The following is a 24,074-nucleotide window of genomic DNA, read 5'->3' as shown; positions in this document are numbered from 1 at the left end:
CTGTCGCGAAGGGGGTGTCGCAGATTCGGGCCGGCGAGCGATGCATAGGTGTGCGGGCGAGGTTGGTCGATGAGGGATCCACTCTCCTTCTCCTTGCCTGGGGACGGGAGTGCTCGCGGACCGCAGCTCTCCAACCGACTTTCCACACAGCCTGTTTTCAAGAGAGTTCTTCTAGAAGAAGAACTGAAGTAGTAGTAGGCACTGTGGAATCTGTGCTCTGACGCCGAATCTGCTGGTCAGCGGGCGTGGTGGCATGGGGATGACCGGTGCGTGTCTCGAGGATGAACGAGCGGCGTCTGTGGAGTTCCGAAGTTGTCCCACATTCATCCTCGAGTGCTCCTCGAGTTGTTCCACCGAATTCACCCGGTTGTTCACACGTGTGTACCGAGGAGTGGACAACTCGAGGAATCCTCGAGGACTCCACATGGACTCCTCGAGGATTCCACAACCCGATGCGGGCCTCTTGGCTGGTCAGCCCCTGTGCGCAAGATGGGTTGGGGAAACTGTGGATCGAGCCCTGTTAGCGGACGCCGCGACACCCATCCCCACACCTGTTAGCCGATCGGTGCACAAACCGGTGGATTCCTCGAGGACTCCACAAGGATTCCTCGAGGAATCCACAGGGCAAAAAAGTGCACCGCCCCTGGTCAGAGGCGGTGCACAGGTGTTAGTAAAACTCAGCGAGCCGATCCGGCCGACAGGGCTGTGGATACTTCAGCGGGAGCGCTGTTTGATCCGCGCGGTCAGTTCCTGCACCTGGTCGTAGACGCGGCGCCGTTCGGTCATCTCCTTGCGGACCTTCTTCTCCGCGTACATCACCGTGGTGTGGTCGCGGCCGAACGCCTGCCCGATCTTGGGCAGCGAGAGGTCGGTCAGCTCACGGCACAGGTACATGGCGATCTGGCGCGCCTGCGCGAGCGGACGGGCCTTGCCCGGGCCGGTGAGCTCCTCGAGCGTGGTGTTGAAGTACTCGGCGGTGACCGCCATGATCGTGGCCGCGTTGATCTCCAGCGCCGCGGTGTCGGGCATCAGATCGCGCAGCACCACCTCGGCCAGCGGCAGATCCAGCGGCTGACCGTTGAGCGAGGCGAACGCGGTCACCCGGATGAGCGCGCCCTCCAGCTCGCGAATGTTGCGCTCGACCCGGCTGGCGATCAGTTCCAGCACATCGTGCGGCACATCCAGCCGGTCCATCCTGGCCTTCTTACGCAGGATGGCGATGCGCGTCTCCAGTTCGGGCGGCTGCACATCGGTGATCAGGCCCCATTCGAACCGGGTCCGCAGCCGCTCTTCCAGCGTGGCCAGCTGCTTGGGCGGGCGGTCGGAGGAGACGACGATCTGCTTGTTGGCGTTGTGCAGGGTGTTGAAGGTGTGGAAGAACTCCTCCTGGATGCCTTCCTTGCCCTCGATGAACTGGATGTCGTCGACCAGCAGGATGTCGGTCTCGCGGTAGCGGCGCTTGAACGCCACCTTGCGGTCGTCGCGCAGGCTGTTGATGAAGTCGTTGGTGAACTCTTCGGTCGAGACGTACTTCACCCGCATGCCGGGAAACAGCCGCTGGGCGTAGTGGCCCGCCGCGTGTAGTAGGTGCGTCTTCCCCAAACCCGAAGCGCCCCAAACGAACAGCGGGTTATATGCCCGGGCCGGCGCCTCCGCGATGGCGACCGCGGCGGCGTGCGCGAACCGGTTGGACGCCCCGATGACGAACGTTTCGAAGGTGTACTTCGCATTGAGGCTGGCCGACGACGTGGCAGGCGCCGAGGTCTCCTGCGACTTGGTGAAGTAGGTCGGCCAGGAATTGCGCACGTTGACCACGGGCTCGTCGTCGTGCTCGGTGCGGGGGTTGTCGGATTCGCGCACCGACTCGTGCGCGGCCGCCAGGCCGGGATCCTCGGCCGGTGCCGCCTCCCGCACCGGCGCGCGCACCGGTCCGCGCATCGTGGCGGGACCGGGATCGGGGGTGAACAGCGACTCCTGGCCGGGCGGGATGGATTCGCGCCGCGGCGGTAGTCCCGGTTCGCGGCGGGCGGCGGGCGCGGGTTCGCGCCGCGGCGGCAACTCGGTGTGCGCCGGGTAGTCGTCCTGACCCTGGTAGTCGTCGCGGGGATAGTCCGGCCGGTCGTACTCGGCGGCGGGCGGGTACTCGGGCGCGTACTCGGTATCGGTGTACTCGGCGCCGCCCGCGTATTCGGGGGCGTAGTCGTTCGGCTGGGCGTAGCGCGGGGCGGGGTAGTCGTTGCGTCCCTGGTACTCGGTGCCGGGGTAACCCGGTTGGGGATGCCCGTTCTCCCGGGGACCGTTGTCCCTGCGTCCGTTGTCGAGTGGACCGTTGTCGCGGGGACCGTTGTCCCTGGCCCGTTCCGGCCGGCTCGTCATCCTGGCGTGCCGGGGGTTGCTGCCCGCGCGATCGGCGGCGGGGGCCGTCGGCGCAGCGATGCGCACGCCGAGTCCTTCCACCTGCGGGCCGAGTCGCCGGGCCAGCGATCGCAGGATCGGTTCGCGCAGATCGCGTTCGATGGCTTCCTGAGCCAGCGAGGAAGGTACCGAGAGCAGGGCGAAGCCCTGCGCCACCGTCAGCGGCTTGACCAGTTTCAGCCAGGCCTGCTGGGCTCGGGTCACCGGCGGAATGGCGCCGTCCGGTGAGCCGGTGGTCAGCTCGGCAACTACCTCGGGCCACACCGTGGCCAACACGTTCTGCTCGTCGTCCATGCAGTTTCCTCCCCGGAAGTAGGTCGATAGGAGCAGACGGCCGGGGCACGCGGGGAGGTGATGGCGACGACCATGCTCGGGTCGGTACCGTGATCCTGCGTACGTCCGTAACCGGTTCGGACGCTGCCCAGATCCCCATTCCGGGCGGCGGCGTGGCACCGTCGGCCCTACGAATATGCCACTCCAGGGGTCTTTCCACACAATTATCCACAGATGTGGAGAACCCTGGGGAGTTGTGAAATGCGCTTGCGCGGCCGCGCGATAAGGCGTTGACCTGCGGTTCTGTAGCTAACGATGAGCAACATAGCTGGTGGCCGGGCTCGGGCGTGGCTAGGGGTGTGGACGAACTCACGGTGATACTCACAGGCCTTGGCCGTGATGTGCACAGCGCTGGATCCCGGTCGTGCGGGGTTTGTGCTGGTCGAGTGGACGGCCGCGCAGGGGTGGGCCGAGTTTGACCCGTTCGGAGCCGATCAGTACCCTCGTACAGTCACCCTTTGGTGCGGTGGCGGTCTTGTGCTGACCGCGGGTAGGTCGATATCGACCGACTGTGCGCCAAGACCGACGCGCCGATGATGACCGGACCTGTGATTCATCGCGAATACCTGTATCACCGAAAAAGCTTCGGGTACCGACTGGTGCCCACTGACTCGAGGAGTGTTGACCGTGGCCAAGGGCAAGCGGACGTTCCAGCCGAACAACCGTCGTCGGGCGCGCGTCCACGGCTTCCGTCTCCGGATGCGCACCCGTGCCGGTCGCGCCATCGTTTCGGCGCGCCGCCGCAAGGGCCGCGCCGAACTCACTGCCTGATCCTCGCTCGCGGACGCTCGGGTGTTGCCTGAGCCGTATCGGTTGCATCATCGTGCCGACTTCTCCCGGACGGTGCGCCGCGGCCAGCGAATCGGGAGGCGCGATCTGGTCGTGCATGTCTATACCCACTCCAGCCATCCCCCCGTGCTGACGCACGGGTATGACGGAGTGGTGGACATGAAGGAACGCGATGGTGATCCGGCCGGAGCGTCGATCCGCGTCGGTGGACCACGCTTCGGGTTGATCGTCAGCAAGGCGGTGGGCAACGCGGTGATTCGACACCGCGTCGCCCGCCGCCTGCGTCATATGTGCCACCAGATGATCTCGGAGTTGCCCAGCGACACCGATGTCGTCATCCGCGCCCTGCCCGGCGCGGCGCATGCTCCTTCGGCGGAACTGCTGCGCCAGATGCGCGCCGCGCTGCACAAACTCGGGGTCGGCACGGTATGAGCCGCACCGCCACGATCGGCCGGCTACCGGCGAACGCGCTGATCTTCCTGATCGAGTTGTATCGGACCTACGTCTCCCCCACCCGCATGCCGGTGTGCCGTTTCACCCCGACCTGCAGCGAGTACGCGGTCACCGCGTTACGGACGCGCGGGCTGTTCATCGGCCTCGGATTGGCGGCCGTGCGACTGGCCAAATGTGCGCCCTGGCACCCTGGTGGGTGGGACCCGGTTCCGGAGCGGAAGCGAAGCACCGTTCGCACCGCACCAGGAACCGAGGCAGCCACCGATCCGGCGTCGCAGGAAACCGACCTGCAGACCGGCCCGGTGTCGGAGCCGAACGCTTGGAAAGGATCACCGCGCGCGGTGATCGGCGATACGAACGACGGGAGTGCATAGAGCCGTGCTCGACTTCATTTATTATCCGGTGTCCTGGATCTTGTGGTTCTGGCATCGGGTTTTCGCGTTGGTGCCCGGTCTCGGTAAAGACAGCGGCATCGCTTGGGCACTGGCCGTCGTGTTCCTCGTGTTCACGCTGCGTGTGCTGCTCTACAAGCCGTTCGTCAAGCAGGTCCGCACCACCAAACAGATGCAGGAACTGCAGCCGCAGATCAAAGAGCTGCAGAAGAAGTACAAGAACGACCGCCAGAAGATGGCCGTCGAGATGCAGAAGCTGCAGAAGGACCACGGCTTCAACCCGCTGATGGGCTGCCTGCCGATCCTGGCCCAGGTGCCGGTGTTCCTCGGCCTGTTCCACGTGCTGCGCTCGTTCAACCGGACCGGCCACGGCTTCGGCCAGCTGGGTATGTCGATCGCGGAGAACGCGAACACGCCGAACTACGTGTTCAACGCCGCCGATGTGCAGTCGTTCCTGAGCGCCCGGATCTTCGGCGCGCCGATCTCGGCCTTCATCACCATCCCGAACACCGAGCTGCAGGCCTTCGCGATCCACGGACTCGGCCTGCCGAGCAAGCTGAACATCGCGCTCGTCGCCATCCCGCTGATGATAATCGCCGGTCTCGCAACGCATTTCAACGCGCGCGCGTCGGTCGCGCGGCAGACGCCGGAGGCGGCGGCGAACCCGCAGGCCGCGATGATGAACAAGCTCGCGCTCTGGGTCTTCCCGCTCGGTGTGCTCGTCGGTGGCCCGTTCCTGCCGATCGCCATCCTCCTGTACTGGGTCTCCAACAACATTTGGACCTACGGGCAGCAGCACCTCGTCTTCGGCCGCATGGAGAAGGAAGAGGAAGAGAAGAAGCTGGCCAAGCTGGAACAGCGGGCACAGAACGCGCCCAAGCCGGGGGCCAAGCCGGTCAATGTGAAGAAGAAGTCGAGTCCCGGGGCGGACTCCGTCGAGGATGCTGTCGAGGGTGCGCCGTCGACCAACGGCACCGCGAAGACCCCCAGCAAGGCTGCGGGCCAGCGCCGACCGGGCGGGCAGAAGCGGCCGGGCAACCGCGGCCGGGCGAACCAGAAGCGCAGACGCTGATCACACTTCGGTGGCCGGGCGCGGCCACCACGCTGAGCAACCCTTTGATCGCGCACCGTCCGGCGGCGAGCGCCCGGCGAGCGTGATGAGCAGATGAAGGAAACCCAAATGACAGTTGAGACCGACGGAGGGGACGCCACAGTGGCGACGACGATGGTGAACGCCGGAACGGACGCCGACGATGTCGTGAACGACGCGGAGGAAGCTCTCATCGAAGAGGGTGAGATCGCGGGCGACTACCTCGAGCAGTTGCTCGACGTGCTCGACTTCGACGGGGATATCGACCTCGACGTCGAGGGTGACCGTGCCATCGTCAGCATCGACGGCGGCCGTGATCTGTCGAAGCTGGTCGGTCGCAACGGTGAAGTGCTGGACGCGCTCCAGGAGCTGACCCGGCTCGCGGTGCAGCAGGCGACCGGCGTGCGCAGCAGGCTCATGTTGGACGTGGCCGGCTGGCGCGCCAAGCGCCGGGAAGACCTGAGCGCGCTCGGCACCGCCGCCGCGCAGCGCGTGCTGGAATCGGGTGCGCCGGAATCGCTCGCGCCGATGACCCCGTTCGAGCGCAAGATCGTGCACGACGCGGTGGCGGCGATCGACGGCGTCGAGAGCGAGAGCGAAGGCGTCGAGCCGAACCGGCACGTGGTCGTCGTTCCGTCCTGAGCGAAGCCGTGCGCCGTTGGCCGGATATCGTTAGGGGACGGCGTATTTCGTCACTTTGACGGTAGTGGTGGGATAGGGCCTCTGGTCTTCGGATCGGGGGCCTTGTTCGTGTCCGGCGTGGTGGTCCCTGTTTGTCTCCCTGACGAGTTCGGAAGGATGTTTCACGTGGAACGAGATCTCGGTGGAACCACCGCGTTGCCTGCCGAGCTGGAACCACCCGCGGCCGCCGCGGTCGTGTTCGGTGAGCGACTCGATCTCGCCCGGCAGTATTGCGCGGCGCTCGCCACCGCGGGCGTGGAACGCGGCCTGATCGGTCCGCGCGAGGTGCCTCGCCTCTGGGATCGGCACATCCTCAACTGCGCCGTGATCGGTGAACTGATCGCCGAAGGCGCGTCCGTGGTGGATATCGGCAGCGGCGCCGGACTGCCCGGCATCCCGCTCGCGATCGCGCGCCCGGACCTGCGCATCACCCTGGTCGAACCGCTGCTGCGGCGCACCATCTTCCTCAGCGAATTCATCGAAGCGGCCGGACTCGACGTCACCGTCGTCCGCGGCCGAGCCGAACAGTCCGGCGTCATGAAGGAGGCTGGTGGCGCCGACGTCGTCACCTCCCGCGCCGTCGCCCCGCTCGCCAAACTCACCCAGTGGTCGTTCCCGCTGCTCCGCGACCACGGCCACATGCTCGCCCTCAAAGGCGTCAGCGCCGCCGAAGAACTCGAGCGCGACGCCGCCGCCCTGGATCGCATCGGCGCCGGCCACACCCAGGTCCTCGCCTGCGGCGCCGGACTCGTCTCCACTCCCACCCTCGTCATCAGTGCCGAACGCCTCCCCCGCGCGGAACGTCGCAGCGAACACGCCGCCGCCCGGAAAGAAGCCCGGGCGGCGAAGCGGGCGGACGGGGTGCGCGGGCGTACGCGCAAGGGGAAGTAGGGGCGGTCACCGAATTGGGTTGCTGCCGCTTGGTCGGCGTCCTTCCGGATGTGTCGGCGACAAGGGGCAGGGCGTGGACTCGTACAGGGGGTTGGGTACGGCCTGACCACTGTGTTGCCGGGCTACTGCACCGTCGATGCAGCCGAAGCATTGTTTGCGAACTGTCACGTGACTCACGGGTGGTCGAACAGCGTGACCACGCTCCGCGGTGCTTCTCGGCCGAAGAAGGTTTCCAGGTTCTGTGCCGAGCGGTCGGCGGCGTCGCTACTACGCGGGAACAGTCGCTCTTCGTAGGCTTTGAGCGCGACCTCGGTGTCGAGCTGCGTAATCAGCTCATTCGCCAGGTCCGCGCCGTCGTACATGGCGAGGTTCGCGCCCACGCCGGCGAACGGCGACATCAGATGTGCGGCGTCGCCGAGGAGTGTCACCCCAGGCACTCGTTCCCATGCGAGCCCGACCGGGAGTGCGTAGATGGGTCGAAGCCACGGTTGCGCGTCGCTCTCCGACACGAAGGCGGTGAGCAGTGGCGACCAGCCGTCGAACTCGTCGGCCACTCGGCGGAGGCCGGCGGACGGGTTCTCGAAGTCGATCGACTTCATCCACTCCTCGGGCTTGTTCAACGCCACGTAGCCGCGCACCTGTCCGTCGGCATAGCGGTGGGCGATGATGCCTCGGCCCGGCGCGACCGCCATCAGCGTGCCGCTGCCGATCGCGGCCACACTCTCCCGACAGTGCTCGTTCTCTGCGGCGACGGCGATCTCGATGAAGCAGATGCCGCTGTAGCGCGGTTCCGCGGAGGTGAGCAGCGGGCGCACCTTCGACCAGGCACCGTCCGCGCCGATCACGATGTCGGCGCGCGCGGTGGAACCCGTCGCGAAGCCGAGGTCATATCCGCCCGTCGGACGCTGCCGGACCGATTCGAGCTTGTGGCCCCACCTGATCGTCCCGGGCGTCAGCGAGTCGATGAGCAGTTGCCGGAGTTCGCCACGGTCCACCTCCGGCTGAGCCGTACCGGGATCCGCCGGCTTGTCGAACAGAATCGTGCCGTGCAGGTCGACCACACGCTTGGCATCCTCGCCCGGGCGGACCAGAGTGCGGAACTCGTCGTACAGGCCGGCCGCCTGAAGTGCCACCTGTCCGGTGTCCTCATGGATGTCGAGCAGGCCGCCTTGCGCACGGGCCTGCGCCGAAGCCTCCCCCTCATAGATCGTCGCGTCGGCGCCGTGCGCCTGCAGCACCCGCGCGAGCGTCAGCCCGCCCAACCCTGCTCCGACAATGGCGATGGTCTTCCGCATACTGCGCTCCTCCGTTGCGCCGACCCGCGTCGGCGATGGTCAGTGCTGGAGCGCAAACAGAATGTCCGGCCTCAGCAAGGAGACGCTCAACGATCAGAACCCACTGAATCGTTGTATGCGCGACGCGCGGCGAAGAACCCGCCAGCACATCGTTTTTCGCGACCCCGTCACTATAACTCGATATCCGGCTCCCGGCATCGGACGCCGCCGGCTGCGACGCACCTCACGCACGAGTTCACCCCTGGGTCGTCCCGGTCGCCGGGTTGTCGTTACGTCGGTACCGAAGGCGTGATCGGGCAGAAGAGATTCAGGCACGACGAAGCCGCTTCAGATCCGGGATCGTGGCACTGCTCATGACCGAGGTGCCGTGGCGAGATCGGGTGCGCCGCCATCGCCGACAGCGGCTACTAGATCCTGCCGGTGCCCGACTTCTTTTCACCGCAACCCGCGTCCGCCGCCATGCACGCGCCCGCTGCGGAGCGGACCGACCTGCGGGCGGGTGCCCGGGTGCGCAGCTCGCCCTACCTAGGTCGCCTCGATGGCGGGCTGGGTACGACGTGCATGACGGCCCTCGCCGAGTTCGTCGTGCGTCATGTGCCGCGGACGTGCGGGCTGGGCGCGTGGTGCGGTGAGGTGCGATGCGCGCGGTGCGGGTGCGATGCAGGCTACTCGATCCTGCCGGCGCTCGACTTCCCTTTCACCCCAACCCGCCGCCATGCTCGCGCCCGCTGCGGAGCTGACCGACCTGCGGGCGGGTGCGCAGCTCGCCCTACCTAGGTCGCCTCGATGGGCGGGCGGGCTGCGACGTGCGTGACGTTCTCGACGAGTCCGGCGTACGGTCATCAGCCGCGACGTGCGCGCCGACCGCGAGGGGCGTGACGCGATTGGCGTGGCGATCGGATGCGCTGCGTCCCCGACAGGGCTACTCCGACGTTACTGCGCTGTCCGCGATAGTGGCCGCACCCGATCTCGCCACGTCGGTGCCCACGACCCCGGATCGAAGTGGCTTCGCCCATGCCTAAATCCCTACTGCCCGATCACGCCTTTGCGCGGTGCGGGTGCATTGGGCGCGGTGACGGTGCGATGGGCGCGGTGACGGTGCGGGGGGCGCGGTGACGGTGCGGGGGGCGCTGGTGAGGTGCGGGGGCGCGTAGTGCGAGGGCGCGACGGTCGACGGGGCGCGGCGGTCGATGGGACGCGGCGGGCAATGGGGACGGCAGGGCGCGGCGGTCGATGATACGGGCGAGCACGGTGGGCGGCGGTCGAAGGTGCGGGGCGCGACAGGCGGCGGTCCACGTTCCACGGACGCGACCGCGTAGGGCCGAGAGGCGGGGCGGCGAGACGGGGCATGGGGCGAGGGCTCGGCGGGACGAGAACCGCGGCGAGGCGAACGGGATGCGACCCAGGTAGGGCCGAGGGGCACTGCGGGGCGAACGAAGTGGAGAGCGGGACGCGACCGCGTAGGACCGAGGGGCGCGGCGGGGCGAGAACCGTGCGGCGGGGTGAACGGGGTGCGACCGGGTAGGCCAATGGGTGCGGCGGGGCGAACGAAGTGGGGCGAACGGGATTCGACCGGATAGGACGGGGCGCGACTCCTGAACGCTGCGCGGTAGACGACGACGGTGGCGCAAGGCCGGGCGGAGACATTCGCGTGCGTGACTTCAGGACTGTGCAGCTGCGTCCGCTGTTCGGGTCCCGAGTCTTTTCGTCGTGGGCGGTCTGCTCCTGCATCGGTAGCGCACTCGATCTCGTCCGGTCGGCGACGTTTCCGCATTGCGGGGGTCGCGTGCGGGGGCTGCAGTCGAGTGGATGGATCGGGGTTTCGCGAGTAGCGCAGGCGCGTTCCGTCCCATCCCATTGCTCCGTCCTCTTTGCTGAACTCGGGCAGACATGGGGGGCGCGCGATCCGCAGATGGGGTGCCAGCGCCGGATGGTGGGCGACTAGCCGTGCAGTGACTTGCGGACTTTCCGCGAGCGGACGCGGAGGTTCCACTGTCGTTCGCTCGGTTGCTCGAGCTGTTTCGTGAGGGGCCGATCTTCGTTCGCAGGAACGAAGTCTGCTTCGAAGCTCGGTTCCGCGGGAGGCGGAGGTTTCACGTGAATCATCGTTGGCTGTTCCCCGAAGGACGAAAGCGATGCCGGCACCCGATCAGCGTCCGATGGGCGGTCGGCGTACCCGGTATCCCAGGCAGGCCTTCGAATGGGACGAACCGTGGCTGGGAACCCAGCAGGATTCCCGTGGCGACTGGATCGTCGTGGACGACGAACTGTTGGGTCGAGGTTCCATCTGGTGCGAGTCTGTCGTGAGTCGAGTTCGTGAACGAGGAGCCACCCGAGTGGGTGCGGACGGAGGAGTTGCGCGAGCTTTTCACAAGGGAACGGGACCGCGTAGACGGGAGCGCCTTGGCTCGCGTGCATGAAGCTCTGTCGGCCGCCCGGGCCAAGGTTTCACGTGAATCATTGAGTGGCGCCTCATCCTCTGGGGTAGCAGAGGAACCGAAGAGAAGTGGGCAACCGTCTCAACTACGGACAGAACAAATCTGAATTCCGCGCTAGCAATCCATCCAACACCGACCTGGTGCTGACCCCCTCCCCCCGGCCGCCCGGCCCTTCTCGCCCGCACCCGTCATGCAGACATCGCGCAGGCGATCCGGGTGGAGCGACCAGTCGAGGTTTCACGTGAAGCGACTCGGAGACTTTCGCGCCCGCCCTGCAGGGGATCCGATTCCGTCGGGAGGGGCGTCGGTCGATCCGCTTTGCCCGGCGAGCATTCGGCAGCCACTCGGACAGTCGAATGACTCGCGGGCTGAGGGCCACATAGGACTTGCCCTCGGACGGCGGACGCGCTTGCGCGGGTGCGCTCTCGCGCGATAGATACACGCTCCCCTCCTTACCGCGCCGGTTCCTCTGGACCACAGTGGGTCACTCGCCACCCGCCAGATGACCGAGCCGGGCGGACCCCACGAGGGCTCGGTTTCACATGAAACATCGCGCGATGGCGTGCCCGCCGACATCTGGATAGCCGCCAGCACTCTCCCAATCCCGCGAACAAGTGTTGTCCGTTGGGACGGCCCGCTGCCCTCACCTTGCCTACGGAAATCGCTTGGGCACCGAACGGAGGAAGCTCCGCATCAGCGCATCAACCCGATCCATCCGCCGATGTGTCTGTTTCACGTGAATCCAATCGCGACATAGTGGCCGCCCCCCGCCCCATCCCCCCTGAGAAGGAGCGCGGTTGTTCTGGCGAGCGCAAGCACGAGAATGACACCCGCGCGACTGGGCGACTCGACTGGGCGACTCGACTGGGCGACTCGACTGGGCGACTCGACTGGGCGACTCGACTGGGCGACTCGACTGGGCGACTCGACTGGGCGACTCGACTGGGCGACTCGACTGGGCGACTCGACTGGGCGACTCGACTGGGCGACTCGACTGGGCGACTCGACTGGGCGACTCGACTGGGCGACTCGACTGGGCGACTCGACTGGGCGACTCGATCATCTCGGGGTGATCAGGTCCGTCGATGCAACCCGCGATTCTTCGAGCCGCTCGACTACGGAGTCGTACCCGTACTGCTCTAGTGGCCGTGGGCAATTCGATCTCGGCGCGCACATCCCGGTCCGACGGAGGGCGCAGGACCCTGCCGGAGATACGTCACACTGACGTATTGGTCGCGCGCCCCAGCTCCCCACGCCGACAACGGTTTCACATGAAACATCGGACCCGACGAGCCCCGGTGTCCCCCGTAACCCCCTTGGCGGGTGCGGGGTTTCATGTGAAACATCGGGTATCGGTGGCTGAATATGGACAGATTCGCGTGTCCTTCGTCCGTTGCCGCGATTCAGCTTTCTTATCCCGCTCAGGGCTGGCAAGCTAGTGGACGTCGGGCGTGAGCGTAGGTGCCACGGAGGATCTGGTGTTGACAGCGGCGAGGGCTCCGCTCGGTCGATCGGGCGCCGCGAACCCGGTTGGGCATCATGTTCGATCCGACACAGCTTGTTTGATGACACGGCGCCGACGCTCCGTCGGCCGCACGTGATCTGAGTTTCTCGGGTTAGGAGCTGTCTATGTCGAGCGGTCCGGCGAATGTTTCACGGGAAACTACGTCGCGCGTGCCGGGAATGCTGGACTCCAGCAATTTCGACGCGGAGACATTCGGGAGCACGCCGTTCGGGAACATCTCCCCCAGCGAGACCCCGATCGCGGCCGAAGCTCAACGCGCTAGCCAGATACTGCATCCAGGAAAGGTGACAGTGCCGAAACCGCACGAGCAACGCATCATCACCATCGCCAATCAGAAGGGCGGCGTCGGCAAGACGACCACCGCGGTTAATCTCGCGGCTGCTCTGGCGCATCAGGGGATGACGGTCCTCGTGATCGATCTGGACCCGCAGGGCAATGCCAGCACCGCCCTCGGTATCGAGCACCACTCGGGTGTCCCGTCCAGCTACGAACTCCTCATCGGCGAGGTGTCGGTCAAGGACGCGATCCAGCAGAGTCCGCACAACGAACGCCTGCTCTGCATTCCGGCGACCATCGATCTGGCCGGCGCCGAGATCGAGCTGGTGTCGATGGTGGCTCGGGAAGGCCGGCTCAAGGCCGCCATCCAGGAGGCGAATATCGCCGGGTACGACATCGACTACGTGATGATCGACTGCCCGCCTTCGCTCGGCCTGCTGACCGTCAACGCGATGGTCGCGGCGAAGGAGGTGCTGATCCCGATCCAGTGCGAGTACTACGCGCTGGAGGGTGTTGGTCAGTTGCTCCGCAATATCGGTCTGGTGCAGGCGCACCTCAATCCCGAACTGCATGTCTCCACCGTGATTCTCACGATGTACGACGGCCGGACCAAGCTGGCCGATCAGGTCGCCGAGGAGGTCCGCGGTCATTTCGGTGACGTGGTGCTGCGTTCGGTGATCCCGCGCAGCGTGAAGGTCTCCGAGGCACCGGGCTACGGCATGACGGTGCTCGATTATGATCCAGGCTCCCGAGGCGCAATGAGCTACCTCGATGCCGGACGGGAAATGGCGGCGCGCTCGGTGGTGCGGGTCGCCGAAGGCGCGGAGTGATCTGGCGCAATACGTGCCAGGTCGATGAGACCGGGTGTGGTGGCGGAACGAGGAAGGGGTCAGTGGACCGATGAGTCAGGCGAAGAAGGGTGGGCTAGGACGCGGTCTTGCCGCGTTGATCCCGACGGGACCGGCGACTGCGCCGGGGCTCAGCAGTCAAGCGGCCAGCGTCATCGGTCTGGATCCGATCGGGCCGCAGCCCGCGTCGGCCTATCTGCATCGGGTCCCCGACCCGGCGGAGGAAGACCTCGCGTCCGGCGGCGCGGTGTATCGCGAGATTCCGCCGGAGCAGATCGAACCCAACCCGAAGCAGCCGCGCCAGGTGTTCGAGGCGGAGGCGCTGGGCGAGCTGGTGCATTCGATCAAGGAATTCGGTCTGATGCAGCCGATCGTGGTGCGTCGGATCGAGCCGGGGGTCGACAAGTTTCAGCTCGTCATGGGCGAACGCCGGTGGCGCGCTTCGCAGGAGGCCGGTCTCACCGTCATCCCCGCGATCATCCGGGAGACCGCGGACGAGTCGATGTTGCGCGACGCGCTGCTGGAGAACATCCACCGCGTGCAGCTCAACCCGCTGGAAGAGGCGGCGGCTTATCAGCAGCTGCTGGAGGAATTCGGCGTCACCCATGAGGTGCTCGCTGCCCGCATCGGCCGGTCCCGCTCGGCCGTCACCAACATGATCCGTTTGCTGAAGCTACCGATCTCGGTGCAGCGCCGGGTCGCGGCGGGGGTGCTGTCGGCCGGACACGCCCGGGCCCTGCTCGGTTTGGAAAGCGCGGACGCCCAGGACGAATTGGCGAAGCGCATTGTCGCCGAGGGCCTATCCGTGCGCAGCACGGAGGAAGCCGTCATTCTCCTGAACCAGGAGAAGGCACTCGCGCCGGATCCAGAGGAAGCCCCTACCCCACAGCGCAAGCCGATCCAAATGCCGGGTTTGCAGGATGTGGCGGATCGGCTGTCCGGCTCGTTCGACACCCGAGTGATCGTGAGCATGGGCAAGCGCAAGGGCAAGATCGTCGTCGAGTTCGGTTCGGTCGACGACCTCGAGCGCATCGTTCGTTTGATGGAACAGACCCAGCGCGACTTGTGACAGAAGTGGCGAAAATAAACTTGTGATTGCGACAGGTACGGGCTCGGAGTTGAAACGTCACTGTGACGACACGTGATTCCGAGATCGAACCAGCACAAGTTCCTTACCAACAGCACAGCGACGTGGAATGAGGCGGGATCAGTTGATCGCTTATTCTTGCTGGCGAGTGAATTGTGATGCGGTGTGAGCAGACATCCCCATTGTCAGCGCGCCTCGCACATGCCGATGCCGAGCGTAGGCGAGGCGGAGCATGAGCGTGGATGAATCGGATAGCTGGAGGCTGAGCAGAGCGGTGTCGACCAGCGTCACGGCCCTAACCCTCGGCGAGCTCGACAAGCTCCCCGCGCACTCCCGGCGTTGTGTGTTCTGGGAGATGGATCCCGCGGTGGCCGAGGACTCCCGCGGCTTCAGTGATCCGGTCTTCGAGAAGGAAGCCTGGCTGTCCACGGTCCTGCTGGAGTGGGGCTCGTGCGGGCAGGTGGCCAATGTCGACGGCAATGTCGCCGGCTGTGCGCTGTACTCGCCGCCGAGCGCGGTGCCACGGGCCACGCTGTTCCCCACGTCGCCGGTGAGCCCGGACGCGGTCCTGCTGACCACGCTGCGGGCCGAATTCCCGTATCAGGACGCCGAGGTTGCCCATCAGTTGATGCAGGCCGTGGTGGCCGATCTGGTGCGCCGCGGCGTGCGCGCGCTCGAGGCGTTCGGCATCCGGTCCGATCCCCCGGCGCACGCGCTGTCCGAGCGTTTCGGGTCGATGACGCTGATGGAGCGGATCATCGCGCCGATCAAGGGTTCCGCGGCGGGCGCGATGGCCGAATGTTCACCGGAGACCTGCATGATCGAGGCCGATTTCCTGGAGGACGTCGGCTTCGAGGTGGTCGCGCCGCACCACAAGTTCCCGCGGTTGCGTCTGGAGATCAACTCCGATCACGGCTGGAAGGAAGACGTCGAGCGCGCCCTCGATCAGCTGCTGGCGGCCGCGTCGATGACGCCGCCCGCTCGGGTCGGCGTGCGCTGAGGGTTGCCGAAAAAGGCCCCGCACCGGCGAATCGGTGCGGGGCCCTTGTTGTTTCGGGGCGCGACTACATGCGGTCGGCGGCGGCCAGTTCTTCGGCGAGCAGTTCGGCGAAGGTGTAGGTGCCGGTCGGCTGGTCGTCCTGGCCGAGCAGGTAGAGCCGCTTGACCGAGATCAGGATTGCCTCCGCGATCACGTCCCGCATGCGCGGGTTGGTGAGCACGTTGGCGTCGTAATCGTTTGTCAGATAGCCGATATCGATCTGCACGGTCGGCATCTTGGTGAGCCGCAACAGATCCCAGGTTCGCGCGTGCGTCCGGCAATCCTGCAGCGAGGTGCGCGCGACGACCTCGCGCTGGATGAAACCGGCCAGCACCTGACCGATCATCGACGCCGAGCCGTGCGAGTTACCGAAGTAGAAGCCCGCGACGCCGTTGGCCAGCGGGCTCGGATTGGTCGCGCAGCGCAACGAGATCATCAGGTCGGCGTCGAAGGCGTTGGACGTGTCGGCCCGTTCGGCATCGGTGGGGTTGGCGCCCCACGGGCGGGACAGGAACGTTTCCATGCCGGTCGCGGCCATCCGGCCCTCGAGCCGACTTGCCAAGTCCCACAGGATTTCCGACTCGTACACGTCGCCGTACTCGGACGGCACCGGATGTCCCTTGTCCGGTCCGCCCAGGCCGGGATCGATCACGATGCGCTTGCCGGTGAGCTGCGGTCCGGCCCGGTGCACCACCTCTTCTTCGGCGATCCGGTGCGGGTTGCCGCCGGTGACACGGGCGCCGAGCAGGTCCAGCGAACGCAGCGTGTCCGGTCCGCAGATGCCGTCGGCGGCCAGGCCGATCTCGCGTTGGAACGAGGTGAGCCCCTCGTGCGTGTGCGGCCCGAAGTAGCCGTCCACCCGGTGCACGTAGAAGCCGAGATCCTGCAGTTTGCGCTGCAGCGTCGCGACGTCGTCGCCGTAGAGCGGGGCGGAGAGCTGATAGATCAGTGTGCGGGCACCCAGCCGGTAGGACGCCTCTTTCAAGGCGCGATAGGTGGCCGGGCCGACGACGCCGTCGACGAGCAGTCCGCGGTGCTGCTGGAACGCGCGAACTGCCGAGTCGAGTCGATGGTCGAAGGACGCCTCGGTGTCCTTCCAGTACTCGCGTGCGTCGGCGCCGTCGGCGTCGACGTGTGCGTGCAAGAACCCGAGACTTGCCAGGGTGCTCCGAACCTCTGCTACGGCTGGACCGCTATCGCCGTGACGAAGTCGGTGCATGCGTGAGAGCCCTTTCCTTCCGCGTCAATCCGGGTACCCACTCATGCGATGGGATACACCTTCGCACGACCGGCATCGGTCGATTGTCTCAGACCCGGACGGGAATTCGGCATTCCCGGGTCCAGGCATCGTACGGCGCGTCGGTCGATCCCGACGACCTTTGGTGCCTATGGCATTCGAATGCCAGGGGTCAGATGACGTCGTCGAGTTCGCGCAGCAGGGCGGCTTTGCCCTTCGCTCCGACGATCTGCTTCACCGGCTTACCGCCGCGGAACAGCATCATAGTGGGGAGCGAGAGGATCTTGTAATCGCGGGCCGTCTCGGGGTTGGCGTCGACATCGATCTTCGCGATGGTGAGCTTGTCCGCGTGCGTGCCCGCGATCTCCTCGAGCACCGGGGCGACCATCTTGCACGGGCCGCACCAGGCCGCCCAGAAGTCGACGAGCACCGGCTTCTCGCTGAGCAGCACGTCGTCGGCGAAGGATGCGTCGGTCACGGTGACCGTCTTGCCGGCGACCGTCTTGGCACTATCGGACATGGGTGTTCTCCTTGCTGAATTGCGGTGCCCCCGTGGCCTTCTCGGCCCCGCGGGCGACCACTCTCGGGACGAGAGGTCAGTTGGCGGGCACGGCCACCGAGCTGCCGGCGTGATCCAGGGTGTTCGAGGTGATGTCACCCTGCTCGGCCAGCCAGCGCTCGGCGTCGATGGCGGCGCGGCAGCCGGTGCCCGCGGCGGTGATCGCCTGGCGATAGGTGTGGTCGACCAGGTCGCCCGCGGCGAACACGCCGGGCACCTTGGTGGCCGTGGACGGGTGCACGACCTGCACGTAGCCTTCGTCGTCCAACTCCACCTGATCGCGGACCAGCTCGCTGCGCGGATCGTGGCCGATCGCGACGAACAAACCGGTCGCGGCCAGCTCCGAGGTCTCCCCGGTGCGGGTGTCACGCAGGGTCAGGCTCGTCACGCTGGTGTCGCCGTTCACCTCGGCGATCTCGGCGTTGAGCACGAACTTGATCTTCTCGTTGGCCTTGGCGCGTTCCAGCATGATGCGTGAGGCCCGGAACTCCTCGCGGCGGTGCACGATGGTGACGCTGGCGGCGAACTTGGTGAGGAAGGTGGCTTCCTCCATGGCGGAGTCACCGCCGCCGACCACGACGATGTCCTGCCCCTTGAAGAAGAAGCCGTCGCAGGTGGCACAGGCGCTGACGCCGCGGCCGAGCAGCTTCTGCTCGCCCGGGATGTTCAGGTAGCGGGCGGCCGAGCCCATGGCCAGGATCACCGCGTACGCCTGGTAGGTCTCGTCGCCGACGGTAACCGTCTTGATCGGGCCGCTGAGGTCGATGGCGTCGACGTCCTCGGTGCGGATCTCGGCGCCGAACCGCTTGGCCTGCTCGCGCATCTGCTCCATCAGGTCGGGGCCCATGATGCCCTCCCGGAAGCCGGGATAGTTCTCGACCTCGGTGGTGGTCATCAGCGCGCCACCGAACTGGGTGCCCTCGAACACCAACGGCTGCAGCTCGGCACGACCCGCGTACACCGCTGCGGTGTAACCGGCGGGACCGGAGCCGACGATGATCAGGTCACGTACTGGCGCACTCATGAGGCCCTTCCCAGGCAGATATCGACGGACGTCTCGGTCAACAACAGCGTAATGGCTATTGTTCCTGCGCTGGTGGAGTGTGCGGTGAGCTTGGGCTCAGTGGCCCGGCGCACTCGGGCGACGCGATGTCGGCCGGGTCACTCAGCCGATGTCCTGCACGGTCAGGTGCTGCGGATCTGCTGTGCTGCAACCGGTTCCGACGATCAGCGCGGTGATCTTGGGCGTGCGCGGGCCGGTGAGCAACAGCAGGACCGCGTCTTGACCGTGATAGCGGATGTTCATCGAACCGAGCACGGTGCGGTCCAGACCGTTGGCGTGCACGCACCGTTCGCGCGCCGCCGCGTTGCTGAGCGCGCCGGTGGCGTCGTTGCGGCCGAGGGCGGTGAGCATGGCGGCCGCGGTCAGCTCGTCGAACTCGGTGCCGGCCGAGGTGGGCTGGGCGATGGGCGGGGTGTCGTCGCTACCCCGGACGACGGTCAGCGCGATCGAGGCGCACGCGACGACGGCGATCGCGGCGGCCGCGGCGGTGAGCCAACGCAGCCTGCTCCGGCGGCGCTCGTCGAGCGAGACGGGCGCGGCGGGTGGCGCGGCCGGTACCGCGGGCTCCGGTTCGGCGGCCAGCAGGTTCCCGGCGACGACGGAGTGGTCGGAAACCGCTGTGGCATCGCCCTTTTCACCCGAGACCGGCAGCTGATAGATCGTGGCGCCCGCGTCGTCGGGTGCTGTGTCGTCGGGTGCTTCAGCCGAGTCCAGCTCGTCGACGAAGGCCATGAGCCGCGCCGTGACATCGTCGGGCATCCGATGGATGACGTGTTCGGACCGGCCGAGTGCGCGCAGGTCGGCACTGACCTCGTCCAGGGCGTGCACGAAACGCAGTGCCTCCCCGTCGCGCCGGACCGCGGGCCACAGCTGTTCGTGCAGTTCGGGCGCGAGACTGCCGGCATGGAGGTCGGCGAGCAGTTCGGGCGAGAACGGAGGCTGCGGCACGGACCGGGTCGCCATCGCACCTCCAGTGTTCTCATCTGACATCGCGGGATCCCCTCGGGGCCGGGGACTTACTAGGACATCGTCAACGGGTTCGTCACTATTAATGACGCATCTCAACTACTTCCGGTTCCCCGGATCGCGCAGAAATTCCAGCCGTTCTTGTAGACGTTGCCTGCCGCGTGCACAGCGGCTCTTGATCGTCCCCTCCGGGACGCCGAGCATCGCGGCGGCCTCCGCCACGCTATACCCTTCCAGATCCACCGCAACCAGGGCGGTGCGTTGGTCGGCGGGCAGCGAGAACAGCGCGTGGTCGACCACCAACGACATCTCCAGCTCGGCGACGGCGTCGCGCTCGTCCCGCGGTTCCGGCATCGTCTCCGGCGTCAGCGAGACGGCCTTGCGGATCTTGTTGCGCCGGATCCGGTCCAGGCAGGCGTTCACCACGATCGCGTGCAACCAGCTGCGCACCTCGGCCTCGCCCCGGAACTTGGCGGCGGTGCGGTGTGCCGAGAGCAGCGCGTCCTGCAGCGAATCGGCCGCGTCCTCGCGGGTGTAGGAGGTGCGCAGCGCGGTCTGCCAGAGATGATCGTTATGCCTGCGCAGCAGTTCGGCGAAGGCGTGCCGCTCCCCGCGCACATGCGCCTGCAGCAACTCGACGTCGCTGTAGTCGTCGGCCACGAACGAGCGTTCGCGGTACGCGACTGGCCGCGACGTCCCCCCGCGGAAATCCTCGTTCACATCGGACGACAATGCCAACCCCTTGACAGCGCTCACGGTGGCAACGGACATCGAGGACCATTACCGAAATTTCGCAGCATCCAGGATCGAGGCATCAGAACCTGGGAAGCTCCCCTGCTGAGAGCGCGAGGAGATCATATCGTCAGTCGCGATTCGGCAGCAACTATCTGCCAGGGATTCGAAATGAGCCGCGCGACCGGAGAGGTGGGCGCGGCGCCGGCACGGCCAACTCACGTGCGGCGGAAGACGATCAGTAACTCTTAAGGCGTGGCATCCAAACGAATATCGGCGATGGAGGTCTGGAACTGACCACCGGAGTTGCCGAGTCCGGTGATCCAGATGAGCACGTAGCGGGCCGCCTGGTCGGTGCGGACCGGAATATCGGTGAGTCCCTCGACGAGCTTGCCCGAGCCGATCAGCTGGGTCTGGTCCAGCGTCGGCGAGTCGGTCGGCGAGGTGCGGATCTCCACCGCGGTGCCGGGGCTCGGCGAATTGATCGTGACGTTGGTCAGCTTGGCCGCGCTCGGCAGCGTCGCGAGCAGCCCCACGCCCTTCTTGAGCGCGGGAAACTGCTGGAAGTACTGGTCGGTGCGCCACATGGTGGCCGGATTCTGGTCCAGGACCGCGTTGACGTTGCCGACGCCGTCGGGGGTGCCCTCCGGGGAGAACACCGTTACCCCCGTCACCGGAACCTGCACGCCCCCGGTGCCGACCGCGGGCCCTGCCGCGGCGGGCGTCGGTGCTGGGGCGTTGTTCGTGGTGAGGCCGATATTGCGCTGCTCGTTCAGCGGCGCGTCCGAGGCGCCCGGGGCGAACACGCTGACCATCCACCAGATCACGATGCCGACCACCAGCGCGGCCAGGATGCCCAGGCCGACCATGATCCACATCATCCGCTGGGAACGTTCCCGCTCCGCGGCGAGCAGTTCCGGATCGGCCAGCGACTCGTCGGGGGCCGGGGGCGTGGCACGCTGCCCCAGGCGCAGCACCGGGATGAAATCGGTCTTCTGATCGACCACCGAGGCCTGCTCGAGCACGTGCTGCACGGTCGCGGCGGTGCGTACGCCCTTGTTCGATTCGAGCGAGCGCACCGCGACCGCCGAGATCTCGAACGGCACCTCGGGTCTTATCTGGCGCGGTTCCACCGGTGTGCCGTCCGGGCCGAAGTCGGCGAGCCGCAACCCTCCGACGGTCGCGGCGGTGCCGGTGACGCCGCCGGAGCGGATCGGCCAGCGGGCGGTGATCAGGGCGTAGAGCATGGCGCCGAGGCCGCGCACGTCCGATTGCGCGTCGGAATCGGACAGCGTGCCGGGGAAGGCCAGCACCGCGTCGCCGGACGCACTGATCCGCACCCGGTCCGGATGATCGATGGACAGCGAGCCACCGCCGCGGTGCGCCAGTTCGGCGGCCGAGGCGAGCGCGCGGATGGCCCGCGCGGCGCCGATCGGCGAGGGCACCGTCTCGGCCATCTCGCGCAGCGAGCGTCCCGGGGTCCACTCGGCCACCACGATGCCGCCCGAGCTGCCGCGCACCACGTCGAGCACGCGGGCCAGGCCCGGCGAGTTGATCCGGCCCAGGCGCAGCGTGCGGGACAGGATCGCCTGCGGGCCGTCGTGGCCGGAGTTGTCGGCCGCCTTCTGGTCGGCGTCGACGAAGGTCAGCGCGACCTCACGATCGAGTTTGATGTCGAGCGCCTGCCAGAACTTGAGGCCGCGGGCACCGCCGTGCCCGGCGAGCAGCCGGTAGCGGCCGCCGGCCACCGACGCGCCGGGAATCAGCTTGGGGCCGCGCGGCGTCCGGCGTCCGCCCGGGGTGTCGCCACCGAGCGGCGGCATCTCCGGCGCGCCGATCGGGATCATCCCGGTGTCGTACATCGGGTCGCGTGGCGGCAGCTGATTCTGGCGCTCGTGCTGTTCCGGTGGACCTGCCTGCTGCTCCTGCGGACCCGGCTCGCCCGCCGGTGGACCGGCGCCGAGCTCGCGGTGCACGGACGCGGGATCCGACGGCTCGCCACCGGGTGGCGGAGCGTCGGTCGAAAGCCCGCCTGCCGTGGTCGCAGAAGAATCAGCGGCTGGGACGCCGCCCACCGCGTCGTCGCTCACCCTCGGTCCTCCTTCGCCCTGGTATGTCGAGGTTCCGGCGATTTCGCCACTTGTGCTTCTCTGCCGAACAGGGTACGGGAACTCGCCCATGCCGGTGATGTCAACGGCATCGGCTCTGATCACCGGTAGGACCATGGTCTGAGCGTCCATGTACGGATCGAAGGCGGGGTAGGCCGGATACGGGTCCGGCCTGCGCAGAATCTGGGTCGGGTACGGATCGTCGACCGGACCGTCGAGATCGAGATCCGGTGCGGGCGGCGTCCAGCCGAGGCGGCGCGAGATCGCGACCGTGATGCCGACGACCTCCGGCACACCCGCGAGGCGCATCAGCCCGAACGCCACGGTGAACATGACGACGGCGGTGATCGCGACCCGGATCAGCGAGCCGGGACCGCCGAACGAATCGGTCAGTCGTTCGAGCCCGAGCACCCGGTCCACGATCCACATGACGGCGCCGCCGGCCAGCGAGGAGAGCACCACCCGGGTGACGGTGCGCCCGACATTGGCCATCCGGAGATCGCCGAGGCTGCGGTGCAGCAGGTACCCGCCGATCACGGCACCCGCGGTGAAGCCGAGTCCGTTCGCGACACCGAGCACGATCACGACCGAATCGCTGTCGCTGGCGATCACCGGGGCCAGCGCCGAGAGGATGGTCTTCACCGTGGTGATGCCGAGAATGATCCAGGTCGGCGTCCACGCCTGTTCCCTGGCGTAGAACACCCGCAGATGAATCAGCACCAGCGCGTACGGGATCAGCGCGAAGGCCGACCAGCTGACGGCATGGCCGAGTCGTTGTGCGTCACCGGCGAAGCGGGCGTAACCGAACAGCGCTTGGCCGAGCTCGGGCCCGGCGATTGTCATGAACGTGACCACCGGGAACAGCGCGATCATCGTCAATCGGGTGGCGACGGAAAGGTCGTCGACCACCGCGGGGGTGTCGCCGTCGGCCGCGTTGCGGCTCAAGCGCGGCATGATCGCGGTGAGCACGGTGACGCCGAGGACGCCGTAGGGCAGCTGGAGCAGCAGCCACGCGTAGGAGTAGATGGCCGGGCCGGCCTCGTCCGCGCCCGAGGCGACGTGGTTGGCGAAGATCAAGCCCAACTGGCTGATCAGCACGTACAGAATGATGGCCAGGCCCATCATGCCGAACTGCTTGAGCCGGGTATCGACACCCCACAGCGGGCGCAGGTCGATGCCCTCCCGGCGGATCGCCGGGACCAGGGTCAGCGCCTGGGTCACCACGCCGAGCGTGATACCGATGCCGAGCACGAGCAGTTTCGGATCGCTCATCCGCACCGGATCGAGGGTGATCTCCCCTGGCGTCAGCGCGTAGAGGCCGAGGACCAGCAGCACCACCACGTTGTTCAGCACCGGCGCCCAGGCGCCGGGCCGGAACACCTGTCTGGTGTTCAGGATCGCCGTGAACAGCGCGGACATGCCGTAGAACAGGATCGCGGGCAGCAGCAGGAAGGTCAGCGCCGTGGTCAGCGCGGTGTTGACCTTACCGTCGGCCGCGACGAAGACATGGGTCGCCAGGATGGGTGCGGTCGCGGTGGCGAGCAGCGTGGCGAAGGCGAGCACCACGAACGCCGCGGTGACGAGCCTGCGCACGAACGCGGCGCCGCCGTCGGCGTCCTCTTTCTCGGCGCGGACCAGCGTCGGCACCACCATCGCGGTGAGCACGGCGCCGAGCACCAGCTCGGTGATCATGTTCGGGATCAGGTTGGCCGAGGTGAACGCGCTGGCGATGGCGGGGCCGAGCACGGTCGCGAGCAGCAGCTGCTTGCCGAAACCGGTGAGCCGGCTGATCAGCGTGGCGATCGCGATCGAGCCGGAGTCCTTGAGCAGTCGCGAATTGGCGCTCTGCTCGGGTTC

Annotated in this window: 17 protein-coding genes; 9 read left to right on the top strand and 8 right to left on the bottom strand. The window is 67.1% G+C overall.

Annotation, left to right across the window (positions count from 1 at the left end; translation table 11 throughout):
• Positions 1-714 precede the first annotated feature (714 nt).
• Positions 715-2,709 (bottom strand): chromosomal replication initiator protein DnaA, encoded by a 1,995-nt coding sequence (gene dnaA, locus TY25_RS30500; protein WP_042261876.1) that lies wholly within the window; start codon positions 2,707-2,709, stop codon positions 715-717.
• A gap of 666 nt (positions 2,710-3,375) precedes the next feature.
• Between dnaA and rpmH the strand changes: the two genes are divergently transcribed.
• The 6 genes from rpmH to rsmG all read left to right on the top strand — a co-directional run bounded on the left by rpmH (position 3,376) and on the right by rsmG (position 7,044).
• Positions 3,376-3,519: a 50S ribosomal protein L34 gene (gene rpmH / locus TY25_RS30495; protein ID WP_005516618.1), complete on the top strand. Its 144-nt coding sequence runs from the start codon at positions 3,376-3,378 to the stop codon at positions 3,517-3,519.
• A 21-nt stretch (positions 3,520-3,540) separates the two neighbouring features.
• Complete coding sequence (gene rnpA / locus TY25_RS30490) at positions 3,541-3,969, top strand: ribonuclease P protein component (protein WP_042261874.1); 429 nt, start codon at positions 3,541-3,543, stop codon at positions 3,967-3,969.
• Positions 3,966-4,364, top strand: a complete 399-nt coding sequence (gene yidD / locus TY25_RS30485; protein WP_014989222.1) for a membrane protein insertion efficiency factor YidD — start codon at positions 3,966-3,968, stop codon at positions 4,362-4,364. Before rnpA ends, yidD begins: the two co-directional genes overlap by 4 nt.
• 4 nt (positions 4,365-4,368) lie before the next feature.
• Positions 4,369-5,454 carry a membrane protein insertase YidC gene (gene yidC, locus TY25_RS30480; protein WP_042261869.1) on the top strand — a complete coding sequence of 362 codons (1,086 nt, stop codon included), beginning with the start codon at positions 4,369-4,371 and terminating at the stop codon, positions 5,452-5,454.
• A gap of 153 nt (positions 5,455-5,607) precedes the next feature.
• Positions 5,608-6,114: a Jag family protein gene (locus TY25_RS30475; protein WP_086006256.1), complete on the top strand. Its 507-nt coding sequence runs from the start codon at positions 5,608-5,610 to the stop codon at positions 6,112-6,114.
• Positions 6,115-6,270: 156 nt separating this feature from the next.
• Positions 6,271-7,044 (top strand): 16S rRNA (guanine(527)-N(7))-methyltransferase RsmG, encoded by a 774-nt coding sequence (rsmG, locus tag TY25_RS30470; protein WP_081869205.1) that lies wholly within the window; start codon positions 6,271-6,273, stop codon positions 7,042-7,044.
• A 173-nt stretch (positions 7,045-7,217) separates the two neighbouring features.
• Here the strand turns inward: rsmG and TY25_RS30465 are convergent, their stop codons facing one another.
• On the bottom strand, positions 7,218-8,339 hold the full coding sequence (locus TY25_RS30465) for an FAD-dependent oxidoreductase (RefSeq protein ID WP_042261867.1): 1,122 nt from the start codon (positions 8,337-8,339) through the stop codon (positions 7,218-7,220).
• A gap of 4,121 nt (positions 8,340-12,460) precedes the next feature.
• On the opposite strand from TY25_RS30465, the gene TY25_RS30460 reads away from it, so the two are divergent.
• The 3 genes from TY25_RS30460 to TY25_RS30450 all read left to right on the top strand — a co-directional run bounded on the left by TY25_RS30460 (position 12,461) and on the right by TY25_RS30450 (position 15,513).
• Entirely contained in the window at positions 12,461-13,408 is a 948-nt protein-coding gene (locus tag TY25_RS30460; protein ID WP_014989216.1) for a ParA family protein, read from the top strand.
• Positions 13,409-13,478: 70 nt separating this feature from the next.
• On the top strand, positions 13,479-14,495 hold the full coding sequence (locus TY25_RS30455) for a ParB/RepB/Spo0J family partition protein (protein ID WP_042261884.1): 1,017 nt from the start codon (positions 13,479-13,481) through the stop codon (positions 14,493-14,495).
• A gap of 292 nt (positions 14,496-14,787) precedes the next feature.
• Positions 14,788-15,513 (top strand): GNAT family N-acetyltransferase, encoded by a 726-nt coding sequence (locus TY25_RS30450; protein ID WP_029902904.1) that lies wholly within the window; start codon positions 14,788-14,790, stop codon positions 15,511-15,513.
• 64 nt (positions 15,514-15,577) lie between these two features.
• On the opposite strand, the gene TY25_RS30445 is transcribed toward TY25_RS30450, so the two are convergent.
• The 6 genes from TY25_RS30445 to TY25_RS30420 all read right to left on the bottom strand — a co-directional run.
• Positions 15,578-16,771 (bottom strand): N-acetylmuramoyl-L-alanine amidase, encoded by a 1,194-nt coding sequence (locus TY25_RS30445; protein ID WP_041563220.1) that lies wholly within the window; start codon positions 16,769-16,771, stop codon positions 15,578-15,580.
• 190 nt (positions 16,772-16,961) lie between these two features.
• Positions 16,962-17,309, bottom strand: a complete 348-nt coding sequence (gene trxA, locus TY25_RS30440; RefSeq protein ID WP_014989212.1) for a thioredoxin — start codon at positions 17,307-17,309, stop codon at positions 16,962-16,964.
• Positions 17,310-17,385: 76 nt separating this feature from the next.
• The gene (gene trxB / locus TY25_RS30435) at positions 17,386-18,372 is read right to left on the bottom strand and encodes a thioredoxin-disulfide reductase (protein WP_042261865.1); all 987 of its coding nucleotides are present in this window, start codon (positions 18,370-18,372) and stop codon (positions 17,386-17,388) included.
• A 141-nt stretch (positions 18,373-18,513) separates the two neighbouring features.
• Complete coding sequence (locus TY25_RS30430) at positions 18,514-19,374, bottom strand: RsmA family anti-sigma factor (RefSeq protein ID WP_042261862.1); 861 nt, start codon at positions 19,372-19,374, stop codon at positions 18,514-18,516.
• A gap of 102 nt (positions 19,375-19,476) precedes the next feature.
• Positions 19,477-20,148, bottom strand: coding sequence for an RNA polymerase sigma factor SigM (sigM, locus tag TY25_RS30425; RefSeq protein ID WP_342448107.1), 672 nt, complete (start codon positions 20,146-20,148; stop codon positions 19,477-19,479).
• Between the two features lie 209 nt (positions 20,149-20,357).
• A partial coding sequence (locus TY25_RS30420; RefSeq protein ID WP_042261859.1) for a lipid II flippase MurJ occupies positions 20,358-24,074 on the bottom strand: 3,717 nt, incomplete at its 5' end.

The sequence above is a fragment of the Nocardia brasiliensis NBRC 14402 genome, assembly GCF_000308475.2.
Classification (GTDB): domain Bacteria; phylum Actinomycetota; class Actinomycetes; order Mycobacteriales; family Mycobacteriaceae; genus Nocardia; species Nocardia brasiliensis.
This window is presented reverse-complemented; position numbering and strand designations above follow the sequence as displayed.

Excerpts from the sequence above, each read along its gene's own strand:
- yidD (WP_014989222.1), top strand. The coding sequence starts at position 3,966 with ATGAGCCGCACCGCCACGATCGGCCGGCTACCGGCGAACGCGCTGATC.
- rsmG (WP_081869205.1), top strand. The coding sequence starts at position 6,271 with ATGTTTCACGTGGAACGAGATCTCGGTGGAACCACCGCGTTGCCTGCC.
- trxB (WP_042261865.1), bottom strand. The coding sequence starts at position 18,372 with ATGAGTGCGCCAGTACGTGACCTGATCATCGTCGGCTCCGGTCCCGCC.
- TY25_RS30465 (WP_042261867.1), bottom strand. The coding sequence starts at position 8,339 with ATGCGGAAGACCATCGCCATTGTCGGAGCAGGGTTGGGCGGGCTGACG.
- TY25_RS30455 (WP_042261884.1), top strand. The coding sequence starts at position 13,479 with ATGAGTCAGGCGAAGAAGGGTGGGCTAGGACGCGGTCTTGCCGCGTTG.
- TY25_RS30430 (WP_042261862.1), bottom strand. The coding sequence starts at position 19,374 with ATGGCGACCCGGTCCGTGCCGCAGCCTCCGTTCTCGCCCGAACTGCTC.
- sigM (WP_342448107.1), bottom strand. The coding sequence starts at position 20,148 with ATGTCCGTTGCCACCGTGAGCGCTGTCAAGGGGTTGGCATTGTCGTCC.
- dnaA (WP_042261876.1), bottom strand. The coding sequence starts at position 2,709 with ATGGACGACGAGCAGAACGTGTTGGCCACGGTGTGGCCCGAGGTAGTT.
- trxA (WP_014989212.1), bottom strand. The coding sequence starts at position 17,309 with ATGTCCGATAGTGCCAAGACGGTCGCCGGCAAGACGGTCACCGTGACC.
- TY25_RS30460 (WP_014989216.1), top strand. The coding sequence starts at position 12,461 with ATGCTGGACTCCAGCAATTTCGACGCGGAGACATTCGGGAGCACGCCG.
- TY25_RS30445 (WP_041563220.1), bottom strand. The coding sequence starts at position 16,771 with ATGCACCGACTTCGTCACGGCGATAGCGGTCCAGCCGTAGCAGAGGTT.
- TY25_RS30475 (WP_086006256.1), top strand. The coding sequence starts at position 5,608 with ATGGTGAACGCCGGAACGGACGCCGACGATGTCGTGAACGACGCGGAG.